Origin of the sequence: Polaribacter sp. R2A056_3_33 (assembly GCF_019278485.1) — a bacterium.
Classification (GTDB): domain Bacteria; phylum Bacteroidota; class Bacteroidia; order Flavobacteriales; family Flavobacteriaceae; genus Polaribacter.
Window position 1 is genome coordinate 1,413,983 of record NZ_CP058984.1, and the last position, 13,560, is coordinate 1,427,542.

Annotated in this window: 16 protein-coding genes; 3 read left to right on the forward strand and 13 right to left on the reverse strand. The window is 29.1% G+C overall.

Annotated elements, in window-relative coordinates:
- Positions 1–9: 9 nt before the first annotated feature.
- From H0I29_RS06000 to H0I29_RS06055, 12 genes are all read right to left on the reverse strand, one after another.
- On the reverse strand, positions 10–1,383 hold the full coding sequence (locus H0I29_RS06000; RefSeq protein WP_218754757.1) for a DUF1800 family protein: 1,374 nt from the start codon (positions 1,381–1,383) through the stop codon (positions 10–12).
- Positions 1,384–1,515: 132 nt separating this feature from the next.
- A complete protein-coding gene (locus H0I29_RS06005) occupies positions 1,516–2,379 on the reverse strand; it encodes an SDR family oxidoreductase (protein ID WP_218754758.1) in 864 nt (287 codons plus the stop codon).
- 99 nt (positions 2,380–2,478) lie between these two features.
- A complete protein-coding gene (locus H0I29_RS06010) occupies positions 2,479–3,144 on the reverse strand; it encodes an aspartate/glutamate racemase family protein (RefSeq protein ID WP_218754759.1) in 666 nt (221 codons plus the stop codon).
- Between the two features lie 2 nt (positions 3,145–3,146).
- Entirely contained in the window at positions 3,147–4,148 is a 1,002-nt protein-coding gene (gene egtD, locus H0I29_RS06015; protein ID WP_254712707.1) for an L-histidine N(alpha)-methyltransferase, read from the reverse strand.
- Positions 4,149–4,152: 4 nt separating this feature from the next.
- Positions 4,153–5,301, reverse strand: a complete 1,149-nt coding sequence (egtB, locus tag H0I29_RS06020; protein ID WP_218754760.1) for an ergothioneine biosynthesis protein EgtB — start codon at positions 5,299–5,301, stop codon at positions 4,153–4,155.
- Between the two features lie 16 nt (positions 5,302–5,317).
- Positions 5,318–6,046: a siderophore-interacting protein gene (locus H0I29_RS06025; RefSeq protein ID WP_218754761.1), complete on the reverse strand. Its 729-nt coding sequence runs from the start codon at positions 6,044–6,046 to the stop codon at positions 5,318–5,320.
- Between the two features lie 6 nt (positions 6,047–6,052).
- A complete protein-coding gene (locus tag H0I29_RS06030; protein WP_218754762.1) occupies positions 6,053–6,679 on the reverse strand; it encodes a ferric reductase in 627 nt (208 codons plus the stop codon).
- Entirely contained in the window at positions 6,679–7,059 is a 381-nt protein-coding gene (locus tag H0I29_RS06035) for a nuclear transport factor 2 family protein (RefSeq protein ID WP_218754763.1), read from the reverse strand. The genes H0I29_RS06030 and H0I29_RS06035 overlap by 1 nt, the downstream gene beginning before the upstream one ends.
- A 4-nt stretch (positions 7,060–7,063) precedes the next feature.
- The gene (locus H0I29_RS06040) at positions 7,064–7,261 is read right to left on the reverse strand and encodes a hypothetical protein (protein ID WP_218731944.1); all 198 of its coding nucleotides are present in this window, start codon (positions 7,259–7,261) and stop codon (positions 7,064–7,066) included.
- Between the two features lie 435 nt (positions 7,262–7,696).
- On the reverse strand, positions 7,697–8,143 hold the full coding sequence (locus tag H0I29_RS06045; RefSeq protein WP_218754764.1) for a MoaF C-terminal domain-containing protein: 447 nt from the start codon (positions 8,141–8,143) through the stop codon (positions 7,697–7,699).
- Between the two features lie 90 nt (positions 8,144–8,233).
- Positions 8,234–9,103, reverse strand: coding sequence for an AraC family transcriptional regulator (locus H0I29_RS06050; RefSeq protein WP_254712708.1), 870 nt, complete (start codon positions 9,101–9,103; stop codon positions 8,234–8,236).
- Positions 9,104–9,444: 341 nt separating this feature from the next.
- Positions 9,445–9,609 carry a hypothetical protein gene (locus H0I29_RS06055; RefSeq protein WP_218731946.1) on the reverse strand — a complete coding sequence of 55 codons (165 nt, stop codon included), beginning with the start codon at positions 9,607–9,609 and terminating at the stop codon, positions 9,445–9,447.
- Between the two features lie 133 nt (positions 9,610–9,742).
- Here H0I29_RS06055 and H0I29_RS06060 point away from each other — a divergent pair, with 133 nt between their 5' ends.
- The 3 genes from H0I29_RS06060 to H0I29_RS06070 are packed head-to-tail and all read left to right on the forward strand — an operon-like array spanning position 9,743 to position 11,910.
- Entirely contained in the window at positions 9,743–10,270 is a 528-nt protein-coding gene (locus tag H0I29_RS06060; RefSeq protein ID WP_218754765.1) for an RNA polymerase sigma factor, read from the forward strand.
- Between the two features lie 4 nt (positions 10,271–10,274).
- Complete coding sequence (locus tag H0I29_RS06065; protein ID WP_218754766.1) at positions 10,275–10,799, forward strand: hypothetical protein; 525 nt, start codon at positions 10,275–10,277, stop codon at positions 10,797–10,799.
- Positions 10,780–11,910 carry a hypothetical protein gene (locus tag H0I29_RS06070; RefSeq protein ID WP_218754767.1) on the forward strand — a complete coding sequence of 377 codons (1,131 nt, stop codon included), beginning with the start codon at positions 10,780–10,782 and terminating at the stop codon, positions 11,908–11,910. The genes H0I29_RS06065 and H0I29_RS06070 overlap by 20 nt, the downstream gene beginning before the upstream one ends.
- Before the next feature lie 60 nt (positions 11,911–11,970).
- On the opposite strand, the gene H0I29_RS06075 is transcribed toward H0I29_RS06070, so the two are convergent.
- Complete coding sequence (locus tag H0I29_RS06075; RefSeq protein WP_218754768.1) at positions 11,971–13,512, reverse strand: aldehyde dehydrogenase family protein; 1,542 nt, start codon at positions 13,510–13,512, stop codon at positions 11,971–11,973.
- Positions 13,513–13,560: the final 48 nt, after the last annotated feature.

The following is a 13,560-nucleotide window of genomic DNA, read 5'->3' on the forward strand; positions in this document are numbered from 1 at the left end:
CTCAAAAAATTAGCAAAGTTGATATTCAGGTAAACTCATTAATTGCACAACAAAATCGTGCTTAGAAAGTTGCTGATTTCTTTCTAACATTTCTTCAGTTCCACTATTAATTTTTGATGTAATAATCTGATGTACAAGTTCCTTATTAGATTCCTTTTTATAATTTTCTTCAAAAGAATTCCAATCGGCAGAAACTTTTATAAAAGCTTTTTTACGCAATTTTCTTTTCTTAAAATCGGTAATCATAGCTTCTTCATCACCAATTTCTGAATATGCAATTTCTGCATTGTTTAATAATACAGAAGGCAAACGCAAACGGGTAACAATGGTATTACTGTCAATCCAATTTCTACCGGTTTTCCAACCAGCAACATTTGGCGGACTCAATAGTTTTTGTCCTAATAAGCGTTGTAATAATAAAACTTGTTTCGGTTTCTCTATTTTATAAGGTACAACTGTGTTTATACCAACTAAAAACTCAATAGGCGATTTTATTTTGTTTCCAATATTTTCATCAGCATAAAACCAATTAGAAAGCAAAACAAAACGCATTAAATTTTCTATATTATAATCTTTATAGAACACCTCTACCATTTCATCTACATGGTTTTTATTAGTGTTTTCATTGACAAAATAGGTGTAAATTTTTTCTGATATAAAACGTGCACATTGTTCTTTTTCTACAATCAGATCTATAATGTCATCACCCTTAAAATGGCCCGATTTACCAAAAAATGTCTTTTCTCCAACATCATGTTGTCCTTTTTTAAAGTTGAATTGTCCTTTAAAATCATAACTATATCCTGTAAATGATCTTGCAGACTCTTTTATATCTTGTTCTGTATAATTGTCTTTCCCCAACGTAAAAAGCTCCATTAATTCACGTGCAAAATTCTCATTCGGACTTTTTTTCTTGTTCTGTTTGTTGTTTAAATAAGAAATCATTGCGGCTTCTTTAGAAACTGCTTTTGTGAAATTTCTAAAATCACCCAAAGCATTTTTTCGCAACATATTATTGTAACTCTCTACATATAAAATGTTTTTGTTTTCACACACAAAATGATTCGCCCAAAACAAGGTCATTTTTTCACGTAAAATTTCTGATGGATTATTTAAGCGTTCAAACCAAGCTGTAGAAAGCTCTTGTACTTTTTTTCTACTAATTTTTTGAAGTTCTTTACGTTTGTTTTTATCCTTGGAATCTTTAAAAGAAATACCTTTTAAAAAAGATGTATCTACGGATAAAACAGTTGTTTTCTTTGATGAAATAAATAATTCGTTAACTACGTTTTTTTTACTTTTCTTAGATAAACGAGCCAATTCTTTTGGTGAAATACCAAAACCAACTCTGTTATATAAATGTTGTATATGTGCTGATTTCATAAACTTAAGACAATAAAAACTAAAGATAGTTTAATTTAAAGCATATAATTCTAAGGATATGAAAAAACAAGCTCTTACAAATATATTATTCTAGGTTTTGTGCTATAATTATAAGTTTAAATTCTAGTATTCTCAAAGATTGATTTTGAGATTTTTTTTAAACCTTTTTATCATTTCTAAAGGAGATTGATGCAATCTGCCAGTCGCTTTTTCAAAACCTGAAGGAACCTCATTTTCGCCTCCTTTTATGCCTTCGTAAATTCCAGCAATTACAGTTCCTATAAAATCTCCCAATGCTCCTTTTCGTTCAGCGGCATAAGCATCAAAAGAAACAGAATTGTAGGTTAAATTAGTGTCATAAACTTGGTTTATTAAGGATGCTAATTCACTTTGGGTAATTGCTTCTCCAACTAAATTGTAGGTATTACCATTATGTTTTTCTTCTAAAAGCATTTTTGAATATGCAAAACCTAACTCTTCTCTGCTTGTATACATACATTTACCTTCGCCTGCACAATTTCTAATTGCGCCTTCTTTTACATAGGTATCAATATATTCTAAATCGGGTTCAATATAAATACCGTTTCTTCCAATAACCCAATCCAAACCAGAATTGATAACGTCTTTCTCTGTTTGTCTATTTGTTTGCACAATAGGACTAAATGCATTGTTTTCTTCTGCACCTACAATACTTGTGTACACAATTTTTTGAACGCTGTTACTTTTTGCAGCTTCAATTACATTTCTATGTTGTATAATTCTTTTTTGAGGATCATCCATTCCAGAAACTAAAAGAACAGCATCTACTCCTTGCAATGCCTTCTCAAAATCTTCTCGGTTGTTATAATCTCCTTTTCTTATTTCTACATCTAAATAAGCTGCCTTTTCGGGCGTACGAGCAATTCCTATTACATTTTCTTTTCCTATCGCTTTAATTAAATGTTTTACAATGGAAGCTCCTAATTTTCCGCTTGCTGATGTTACTGCTATTTTCATAATATCTTTTTAATCCGTTTTATTTTAGACTACAAATATCAGAATGTTACTTTTTTTCGGACAGATACAACTTCGACTAAAAATGGTAAAAATTAGCTTTTATAAGATGTTTTTTACTGCTGCTTCAATTTGAAGTTGCGCCATATCTATAATATTTATTTGGTCTGTAGGTTTTATGATTGACAACTCCGTACAACCAAGAACTACAGGATAATTTTCTCTATATTTTTTAATCAATTGATGGTACTTATTGATGATTTCTTTGGTTTCCGTAGTATTATAAATGTGTTTTCTAACCTCATCTATAAATATCATATCTTCTGAACTTGGAAGCAGAATTTCAATAGAATTTAATTGTAAATAAGAACGAATATAACTGGACTGCATGGAATGTAAAGAACCAAAAATCACGACTTTCTTAGCATCAATTTCTTTCATTTTTAAAACTGATAAAGGCAACGGATGTAAGATGTTTTTTTGAAATTCTAACCGATCTATCGTTTCATGCAATGTAATATTGGGAATTAATATTTCCGTAACTTCTAAGGCTTCCATTTGATCTAAATAACTTTGTAAAATAGTATCTAATTGCAATGAAGTATTTGGTAAAAGCGGATTTATGGTATCAAAATCTGTATTTAACAAAAAAAACGGACAAGTACTATACCCTCCTTTTTTAACATTGTATACCTTATTTAGTTGCTCTAAATAATATAAAGTAGATCTGCTTCCCAATCCTAATATGGCAAGTTGCGTTTTAATCATTTTTAATTTCTAGTTAAAATATAATCTGCAAAATAGGCTTTGCTATCCATAATTTTAGTGTCGATACTAAAATCTGTATTCGCTATAATTTGTTGAATCAATTCATCATTATATTTTCTAGATATTTCTGTATGAATTTTTTCACCTTTGGTAAAACTAAAAGATGTGCCTATAGACTTAATGGTTACTATTTGATTTTCTGTACTTACAATATAACTCTTTGCAATACCTTCTTTTTCATCATATTCTGGCTGATGCTGAAACTGATTAAGGTTAAAATCACCACCTAATTCATTATTGATTCTATCTAATAAATTCAAGTTAAACGCAGCAGTTATTCCTTTACTGTCATCATAAGCTGGAAGCACAATTTCTTTCGATTTTATCAAATCTACGCCTAACAATAATTTATCATCCGGATTTAAATTTGCACCTAATTTAGAAATAAATTTTGCAGCCTGTTTATCGCTCATATTCCCAATATTAGAACCCAAAAACAAGATAATTTTTGGCTGTTTGCTCTTTTTTAAGGAATCTAAAACTTCAAAATAATCTCCTTGTTGCGTTTTTACAGACAAGTTTGGTATTTCAGAATTTAAATCCTCTTTCAATTGACGCAAAGCATTCGAAGAAATATCTATTGGAAAATATTCGAAATTATAATTTTGCGTTGTTAAACTTTTTAATAGTTCTTTTGTTTTTAATCCATCTCCAGCACCTAATTCTATCAATTCAAAATAAGAATCGACTTTCATCTTAAAACTATCTATTAAATCTTTTGTTTTATTTTTGAATATATCTAGTTCGCTGCGTGTTAAATAATACTCAGGCAAATTCATTATTTCTACAAAAAGTGCATCGCCTTTTTTATCATAAAAATATTTTGAAGAAAGCGTTTTTGGATTGCTCAGGAGTCCTTTTTCAATATCGTTTCTAAATGTTTCATTGATTTCTAAATTGATTGTACTCCCTTTTTTATCTTTGTTCTTAACGATTTCAATCATATTATTATTTTACTAGTCTAATTCCTGTAAATTGCCATCTTTCGGTAGGGTTAAAAAAGTTACGATATGTTGGTCTACTATGATCTCGAGAAGTTGCTACCGAAGCGCCTCTCAACACCATTTTATTGCTCATAAATTTTCCGTTGTATTCTCCAACCGCTCCATTTTCTTTTTTAAATCTTGGGTAAGGCAAGTAGGCGCTATTTGTCCATTCCCAACGTTTTCCCCAATCTAATTTTTGGGCTGCAATTTCCCATTCAAATTCGGTTGGTAGTCGCATTCCTTTCCATTCTGCAAAAGCATTGGCTTCGTAATAATTAATATGACTTAAAATAGCAGCTGTATCCACTTTTTGCAAACCTGCAAGTGTATAAGAATGCCATTCTCCATCAATTTTATGCCAATACAAAGGAGAATTAATATTGTTTTTATTTACCCAAGACCACCCCTCATCTAACCAAAGATTAAAATCTGTATAGGCGCCAGAATCCATAAAATCTATAAACTCTCCATTGGTTACCAAATGATTATTAATTTCAAAATCATCTAGATATACTTTATGAACGCCCAATTCATTATCATAACAAAAATCTGTTCCATGGTGTCCTATTTCATAAATTCCGGCAGGTATTTGTATGCTTTTTGTTGCAGTATTTTTATCTTTAACTAGATTATACTCATTATTAAAAACTGGAAAAATAGGATTGTGCCCAAACATATATTTCACATCAGTTACTAATAATTCTTGATGTTGTTGTTCGTGATTTAAACCCAATGTTACCAAATCAATTATTTTTTCATCGGAAAGATCATTTAAAAAAGCATTCATTTTAGCATCTACATACGCACGGTATTCATAGATTTCATTGGTACTTGGTCGAGACATATTGCCTCTATTTGCTTGTAATATTCTAGTACCAACATTGTTGTAATAACTATTAAAAAGAAAGTTGAAATCCGCATTAAATTCGGTGTAACCCGCTATGTATTCTTTTAATATAAAAGTTTCAAAAAACCAAGTAGTATGTGCTAAATGCCATTTGGGGGGGCTAGCAAATAGCACTACCTGAATAGCATAATCTTCTATATTTAGATGATTACAAAAAGTGGTCGTTTGCAATCTTACTTGTTTGTATTTTTCTGCTAATCTCATTTAGGTTTTTATAGCTTTATTCCAATCCTTTTTTATCAGGATTCCAAAATGGTTTTGTTTTAATTTGTTTCGCACTCCAGTTTAGTTCATTTCTAAAATATTTATTTAATGCCACACAAACTCTACTGTCTCCTGCAATATAAACAATTTTATTTTCTTTTAATTTAGGTGTAATTTTTTTTACCTTTTTTATAATTTCGTTTATTGGATTTTGCTTTAAATAATACCTATTAAATGGTTTAGAACCACCTATATCATCAAAAAAAGCACTTTGGCTCTCACTATATAGTATACTTTCTACTTGCTTATTATTCGGTAAGTTTCTGTTTAGAATGTATAAATGTGATAAGGCAGATAAATCTCCAATCATTAAATAGCTTTCTGCAGTTTCGTCTAATAAAAAGTTTCCTTTTTTCCATTTAAAATAGACAGTCTCTCCTACTAAACAATTAGCCACCCATTGCGACCCAATACCTTTGCTATCGGTTGCAATGGCAATATCTAAGTAGCCTTCGGTTTGGTTTATGTCCCAAACACTATAGCTACGTACTTTATCTTTCATTGATAAATTATCATTACCAATTCCGATTCCTAAACGTAAAAAATAGCCAGGTTTAAAATCTGCTTTTTTTATACTTTCACTTTTCAACCTGATTTTATAAACGGATGCTGAAATTTTCTCCTTATGTTCAATAATAGCAGCTTCTAAAACGACCTTTTTGATTATGTTTTCTAATAATCCCATCTTAATTTAAGATTTTAGTATTTTTCGTTTTCTTCTTTCTATGAATTTATTTTTGATAAAAGGAATTCTTATCATAAAACCGAGACCAACAACTATTGCATAAATAAGCCATGTTTTATCTAAAATAGCCACGTGTAATACGCTTAAGAAAATAGCTGCATACGCATAACTTTGTAATTTTTTCCAGTTCGATTTTAGGAACTTCATAGACTTTCTGTTAGAAGTAAAAAACAACGGAATTAAAATTAAAATAGCAACAAAACCAGCTACATAATTAACTTGTGTAAAGGTTTCTAAAAAACCTTCTGCCCAAATAAAAATAATAAAATGCAGAAAACTCCAAACAGCTGTTGCAATTCCCATTGCCTGACGTACAAAAAGGTTCATTACACCAAAAATGATAAAAACCGGAGTTAACGTTAATACAGCCGTCATCCAACGGATAGCAAACTCGCCAGAAACATGATACAACATTTCTAAAGTGGTTTTTCCATTACCTCCTTTGTCTTCTATTAATGAAAGAGAAAATCCGTTCGATAGATCTACATCAAACATATTGATGATTACAAGCATTGGTAATAGCGCTAGAATAGCAACAATTACCCAACCGTAATTCTTTTTTATTTCTTTCATTATTTGTACATGGTATTATTGTTCAAAGCTTCTTTTGGTACTTGTTGAATGCTGTCCCAGTGTTCTATAATTTTACCATTTTTATCGAACCTAAAAAAATCCATGGTCACATAATTATCGTTGTCTGGCCATTCTTGATAGGTATGTAAGGCAACCAAATCTCCTTCGGATATTGCTCGTACAAAATCAATCGTTTTTACCGGAAATTCCTTTTGCATTCTATCAAAATAATCAATAAACGCCTGTGGCCCATCTCCTACCATTGGGTTGTGTTGAATATATTTTTCACCTACATATAACGCAACAGCCTTTGTAGGATTTCCTTCATATGCCATTTTGTAAAAAGCAATTGCATTTTTTTTATTTTGCTCTATATTCATGGTATTATAGATTTGCTTTTAAAACAGCTAATTCTTTTTCTAAAGTTTCTGCTTTTAGCTTAAATTTCTCCATAGCTTTTTTAATCTGACCTATTTTTTTGAAGGCTTCATCATCTTGTACTGCCGTATAAATAGTATTTCCTTCTTTTTCTTTTATTTTTGATTTGCTGCCACATGTTGGGCAAATTCCTACTTGACTCATATTATTTGTTTTATAATTTACAAAGGTCTAATTATCTTCTTATTATAAAAGGTAAATCTAGGGTCCTTTATGGTAAATATGAGAAATCTATTATTATTTATTCATTGATATTAAGACTACTTTCCCTTCAAATTTAGACTCTAATTCATATTTATCGGTTTCAGCAATTACTTTTGAAAACACTTTAGATGCTGACATACTTGCATTATCAACATAAATAATTGTTTGCTTATGAAAGTTAAGCACAAGCATATTGAATAATGGTAAATACAATTGTTTTTATCAAAAGAAGCCTAAAAACGGTAAATATGAACCTCTTATAAATTAATTGGATTTCTATAACGCAAAAAAAATCTGATAAACACTATAAGGAATTTATCAGATTAGATATATTGAATTGATAAGTAGTAATTACTTCTATTATTATAAAACTTATTAGGGTCTTTTTAAATGATCTATAATACCACTTGTAAACACTGTTCTTAAAGTTCTTTCTGGTTTATTTTGATAACCCACTATAATAGAACTGTGCATTAGCATTTTGTCAAAATCAAAAACAATGGTTAAATAGTCTTTTAAACCTATTTCGTGCCAATTCACTAAATACATATCGTTTCCAAGTTTTGTTGATCTATACGAAATGTCTTCGTTTCCGTTTCCCTTATTTGGTCCAGCAAACCATTGGTACTTTGCTTTTCCATCATTAAACTCCATATGCAAACCAGCACCGTTTTGATATTGAAAATTAAAAGAATACCCGTCTAAAAGGTGTTCTGCTTGTTCAAACTGGAAGTTGTTTTCTGTTGTTGTTTCGTTTTGTGAAAAACCAAGTCCTACTGTAAATAGTGCAAGACATAATAAAGTAATTAATTTTGCTTTCATTTTTATTGAGTTTTAAATTTAATACAAAGTTGCTATAAAACTCTTTTATGAGAAAGGTAAATCTTCCGGTAATAATGGTAAATTTAGGAATTACAAAAACTGTTGATTCTTAAATTCTTTCGGACTTAAGTTCATTTTCTTTTTAAAAAACTTTGTAAAATTAGTAACCTCATCAAATCCTGTATCAAATGCAATTTCTTTTAAACTTTTGTTGGTACTCATCATATCTCGCTTTATTTCTAAGATAACATAATCATCTATAAAATTTTTAGCCGTGTTTAAAGTAAATTCTTTTACGGCACTATTTAAAGTTTTGGTAGTAATAAATAATAAATTTGCGTAGTCTTTTACATTTCTAGTGTTTGTAAAATTAGTCTCTACCAAGCTTTTAAACTGATCAAAAGTATAAAACTGTTTCGACTTATTTTTTGGAATGTAATTATCAGGAGATTTACGTTCTAACTTTAATAAATATAAATCTAGAAACGCCGCCATAATATTACGATGCGCAAAACTATTCTCTAGTGCAATTTCCAATTGCAGTTGATGTATTAGAATCTCATTGTCTATTTTATTTTTAAAAACAGGAGAAGATAAATGGTAATTGTATAAATTAGAAATTAAATTAATAGAAGATTTAGAGAAATAATTCATCAGAAACTCTTCTGTAAAAATTATTAAAAAACCTTGGTATGTTGCATTTCTTTGAAAAGAATGTACTTGCCCTTTCGCTATTTTAAGAACCGTACCCTCTTCAACCTTATAATCCTTTAAATCTATTTGATGAGTACCAGTACCCTTTGTAACAATTAGCAAGGCAAAAAACGAAATTCTATGTGGTTGCCTTGGCTCATGATCCTCAATATTATCTAACCTTTCAAATAAATCTGATAAGTTTAAAAGCTCAAAAACACTTTTACGATCTTTACCTTGAAAGGCTATATTTGGAATATTTTTCAATATATCGATTTATTTTTTTTGATTAAAAATAGTATTCGTTCTGTAGACCATAATAGAGAATATAATTATCTTTTTTAACTCTTTGTTAATAAACGAGTCAATTCTTCTGGAGAAGTTTCAAAACCAATCCTATTATATAAATATTGTATATGTGCTAATTTTACGCTCTTTAAACTTAAGAATCTAAAGATAGTTTAATTTAAGATTAAGTAAAGAATCCCAAAAATAAATTATATAGCAATAATTCCTATAATTAAATTTACAATTTGTTCTTTTTGAATTTGTGCTTTAACTCGCTTCCGAATTTTAAGTTTTTCTGATTCATTTAGTTTTTATAAAACTTATACTGACTTTTTTTTAGATTTTAACCTTTCCATTTCATCTCCATAAATGGGTTTTATTTTATCAAAAGGAACTTTATTTTTTCTAGTAAAAACGGAAGCTTTATTACCAGATCCAATATAACCAACACCCGGACTCATTCTTCTTCTGTTTTCTCTTTTCATTTTATACGAGTTACTTGGTTATAATTAATCTAAACGCATTAAATTCGAAGTAAACATAATTTTAGAAAAAATAGAAAAAACTGAAACTTATGTATTTCTTTATCGTTTTTAACAATAGAACTAACCAAATTGAATGTCTAAAGAATTAAATCTTTTAATTAAAAACAGTAAAAGAGGAAATCAAAAAGCTCAAATAAAGCTTTACGACTTGTTTTCTGAAGCTATGTTTTTTATATCCTATAGATATCTAAAAAACGAAGAGGAAGCAAAAGACGCTATGCAAGATGCTTTTCTTAAAGCCTTTTTAAGTTTAGATACTTTTAAAGAAGACACTAGTTTTGGTTCTTGGTTAAAAAGAATTGTTATTAATACTTGTATTGATAAATTAAAAAAGAAAAGTATAGAAACGGTTTCTTTAGAAAATTATCCTTTGGAAGTTTTAGATGATAACGATTGGAATTTTGATGTAAAAATTGATAGAATAGAAATTATTGATGCAATTGAAAGTCTAAAAACTAAGTATCAATTGGTTGTTAAATTATATTTATTGGAAGGTTATGATCATTCAGAGATTTCAGAAATTTTAAAAATTCCGATTAAAACATCAAGAACACAATTAAGAAGAGGAAAATTAGAACTTAGAAATCTTCTAAAAACTTAGAATTATGGAACATGATATAAGAGATTTATTTAAAAATAAAGAGCAACTCAAAAAAGAGTTACCAAAAGGTCATCGTACAGATTTTATAAAAAAATTAGACGGAGTGAAAAATAGTAAGAATAAAAAGAGATCTTATTATTTCTTAAAAATTGCAGCATCAATTTTATTCCTTCTTTTCTGTGGGTATTTTTTCCAGAATACGAATTCTAAACCCGAAAAAACTGCACTTGAAATTCAATTTGAAGGAATAGAAAATGAATATTTAATCAATATAAATAAAGAATGGAATGCTTTTATTGATGTAGCAAAGGATACTGTTTTAATTAGAAAATATAAAGAGAAACTAAAAGAGTCTGATACTGATTATAAAAAAATAACTACTCAATTAAAGGAGTTTCCAAACAATATAAATGTTTTAGAATCTTTAATAGATAATTTGCAAAGACGTTTGCAATTAATCAGAGATATTAAAGAACATATTAATGAGTTAAATCAAAAAAACACAAGTAATGAAACCATATATATATAGTATTTTATTTCTAATAAGCATCCATTTTTCTTTTTCACAAACAAAAGAATTGGTCTTAAAAGAAAGTTACGAAATTGACAAAAACACCATATTAGAGATTGATATAGACAATGCATCAATTGTATTTGAAGAATCTAATGATCATAAAGTTCATCTTGATTATTCAATTCTTTTTGATAAAGATTCAGAAGATATTCAATATAAAATTTTTAAGGGACTTAAAGCCAAATCTTCAAAAACTAATAACAAAATAAAATTAGAAGTAAAAAACTCAATGTACCTTGGGGAATTACATTCTTTAGATGTTGATATAGAAACTTACAAAGAACATATTAGAGGTTTTTTTAAAAAGAGGAGAGCAAATGAATTTTACTATAAATCTAAAGATTCTATAGTAAAAGAAATCGACTTTAGTTTGGGTACAGATTCTAATGATTATTTTAAGAAACTTAAATTAGAAAACCCATATAAAAATTACGGAAAATCACCACGAAAATTTAAACAAGATTTTATAATCAAAATACCAAAAAATGTAAAAATTAAAATTAAAGCACTTCATTCTAGAATAGATTTCACATATAATGTTAATACGCATCTAGATATAAGTTCATTCAAAACTTATTATAAATTTAAAGGCATCAACAATGAGAATAACTCATTTAAATTGATGAATGGAATTTTTCAAGCAGAAGCTATATCAGGGGGAAATTATGATTTAAAAGACATTTACAAAGTAAGAATCGGGTCATTTTCTAATGCAATGTTAATAACGGAAACCTCAAAAATTCAGATTGGTGAAATAGGCAAAAAAGTTTCATTTAAAGATTTTACAAGTAAAGTACATTTATATAATTTTAGTGAAAGTTTTGCTGATTTTAATTTTGAAGGAAAATATTCTGAATTAAATGTATACAAAGTAAAAGAAAGTAATTATTCTGTAAAAGTTTTTGGTTTCAATACCGTTTTAAATATGGATGGTACTAAAACTACTTTTGGTAATTCTAAAGAAGAGAAACTCACAAAAATTCTTGAAAAGAAACCAAAAGAAAATATTATTTCTAACGGAAATATTGCAATTGAGTTAGAAAATGGCATTTTAAATATTAAATAAAAAAAACAATTCTCATAAATTTATGAGAATTGTTTTTTTTTATAAATGTAAATCTATTTTTTATAAATCGAATTTAATTCCTTGTGCTAAAGGCAATTCATCGGAATAATTAATGGTATTTGTTTGTCTACGCATATACACTTTCCAAGCATCAGAACCAGATTCTCTACCGCCACCAGTTTCTTTTTCACCACCAAAAGCACCACCAATTTCTGCTCCAGAAGTACCAATATTTACGTTTGCTATACCACAATCTGAACCAGCATAAGATAAGAATTTCTCTGCTTCTTTTAGCTCATTCGTCATAATTGCTGATGATAAACCTTGCGCAACTCCATTTTGTTTTTCAATAGCATTTTCTACTTCTCCAGCATATTTCATTAGATATAAAATAGGTGCAAAAGTTTCATGCTGAACAATTTCAAAATGATTTTCTGCTTCTATAATTGCTGGTTTTACGTAACATCCAGATTCATATCCTTCGCCTTCTAAAATACCACCTTCTACTAAAACAGTTCCTCCTTCTGCTTTTGCTTTTTCAATTGCAGCTAAATAAGTGTTTACAGCATCTTTGTCTATTAATGGACCAACATGTTTGGTTTCATCTAAAGGATTCCCTATTTTAATTTGTTTGTAAGCACCAACAATGGCATCTCTTACTTTATCATACACCGATTCGTGAATAATTAATCTTCTAGTAGATGTACAACGTTGTCCGCAAGTACCAACAGCACCAAAAACAGCACCAGGTACCACTACTTTTAAATCCGCCGTAGGCGTAATAATAATGGCATTGTTTCCGCCTAATTCTAATAAAGATTTACCGAAACGTTGGGCAACCGTTGCTCCTACAATTCTTCCCATTCTGGTAGAACCTGTTGCAGAAACTAGAGGAATACGAGTATCTGTAGTCATCATCTCTCCTACTTTATAATCGCCATTTATAATGGAAGAAATTCCTTCCGGTAAATTATTTTTCTTTAAAACATCTGCAATAATATTCTGACAAGCAACGGTACATAAAGGTGCTTTTTCAGATCCTTTCCAAACACAAACATCACCACAAATCCACGCTAAAGAGGTGTTCCAAGCCCAAACAGCAACTGGAAAATTAAATGCAGAAATTATACCAACAACACCTATTGGATGCCATTGTTCTCTCATAACGTGTCCTGGTCTTTCAGACGGAATTGTTTGTCCGTTTAATTGACGAGACAAACCAACAGCAAAATCGCAGATATCAATCATTTCTTGCACTTCTCCGTAACCTTCTTGTAGAGATTTTCCCATTTCATAAGAAACTAATTTTCCTAAAGGTTCTTTTAAATCTCTTAATTTATTACCAAACTGACGTACAATTTCTCCTCTTTGTGGAGCAGGCATATTTCTAAATGATAAAAAAGATTTTGTAGCAGTTTCCATCACTTTTTCGTAGTCTTCTTTTGATGTAGATTTTACTTTTCCTATTAATTTTCCATCAACAGGAGAGTAACTTTCTATTAACTCACCATTAGAAAAATTATTAGATCCTATAGAAGTACCATTATTTATAGCTTTTAAACCTAGTTTTTGTAAAGCTTCTTTAATTCCAAAGTCTGTCATTTTGCTATTCCGTTTTTGTTGTTTACATTCGAATGACAATTTACAAAT

Excerpts from the sequence above, each read along its gene's own strand:
- H0I29_RS06000 (WP_218754757.1), bottom strand. The coding sequence starts at position 1,383 with ATGAAATCAGCACATATACAACATTTATATAACAGAGTTGGTTTTGGT.
- H0I29_RS06005 (WP_218754758.1), bottom strand. The coding sequence starts at position 2,379 with ATGAAAATAGCAGTAACATCAGCAAGCGGAAAATTAGGAGCTTCCATT.
- H0I29_RS06010 (WP_218754759.1), bottom strand. The coding sequence starts at position 3,144 with ATGATTAAAACGCAACTTGCCATATTAGGATTGGGAAGCAGATCTACT.
- egtD (WP_254712707.1), bottom strand. The coding sequence starts at position 4,148 with ATGATTGAAATCGTTAAGAACAAAGATAAAAAAGGGAGTACAATCAAT.
- egtB (WP_218754760.1), bottom strand. The coding sequence starts at position 5,301 with ATGAGATTAGCAGAAAAATACAAACAAGTAAGATTGCAAACGACCACT.
- H0I29_RS06025 (WP_218754761.1), bottom strand. The coding sequence starts at position 6,046 with ATGGGATTATTAGAAAACATAATCAAAAAGGTCGTTTTAGAAGCTGCT.
- H0I29_RS06030 (WP_218754762.1), bottom strand. The coding sequence starts at position 6,679 with ATGAAAGAAATAAAAAAGAATTACGGTTGGGTAATTGTTGCTATTCTA.
- H0I29_RS06035 (WP_218754763.1), bottom strand. The coding sequence starts at position 7,059 with ATGAATATAGAGCAAAATAAAAAAAATGCAATTGCTTTTTACAAAATG.
- H0I29_RS06040 (WP_218731944.1), bottom strand. The coding sequence starts at position 7,261 with ATGAGTCAAGTAGGAATTTGCCCAACATGTGGCAGCAAATCAAAAATA.
- H0I29_RS06045 (WP_218754764.1), bottom strand. The coding sequence starts at position 8,143 with ATGAAAGCAAAATTAATTACTTTATTATGTCTTGCACTATTTACAGTA.
- H0I29_RS06055 (WP_218731946.1), bottom strand. The coding sequence starts at position 9,609 with ATGAAAAGAGAAAACAGAAGAAGAATGAGTCCGGGTGTTGGTTATATT.
- H0I29_RS06060 (WP_218754765.1), top strand. The coding sequence starts at position 9,743 with ATGTCTAAAGAATTAAATCTTTTAATTAAAAACAGTAAAAGAGGAAAT.
- H0I29_RS06065 (WP_218754766.1), top strand. The coding sequence starts at position 10,275 with ATGGAACATGATATAAGAGATTTATTTAAAAATAAAGAGCAACTCAAA.
- H0I29_RS06070 (WP_218754767.1), top strand. The coding sequence starts at position 10,780 with ATGAAACCATATATATATAGTATTTTATTTCTAATAAGCATCCATTTT.
- H0I29_RS06075 (WP_218754768.1), bottom strand. The coding sequence starts at position 13,512 with ATGACAGACTTTGGAATTAAAGAAGCTTTACAAAAACTAGGTTTAAAA.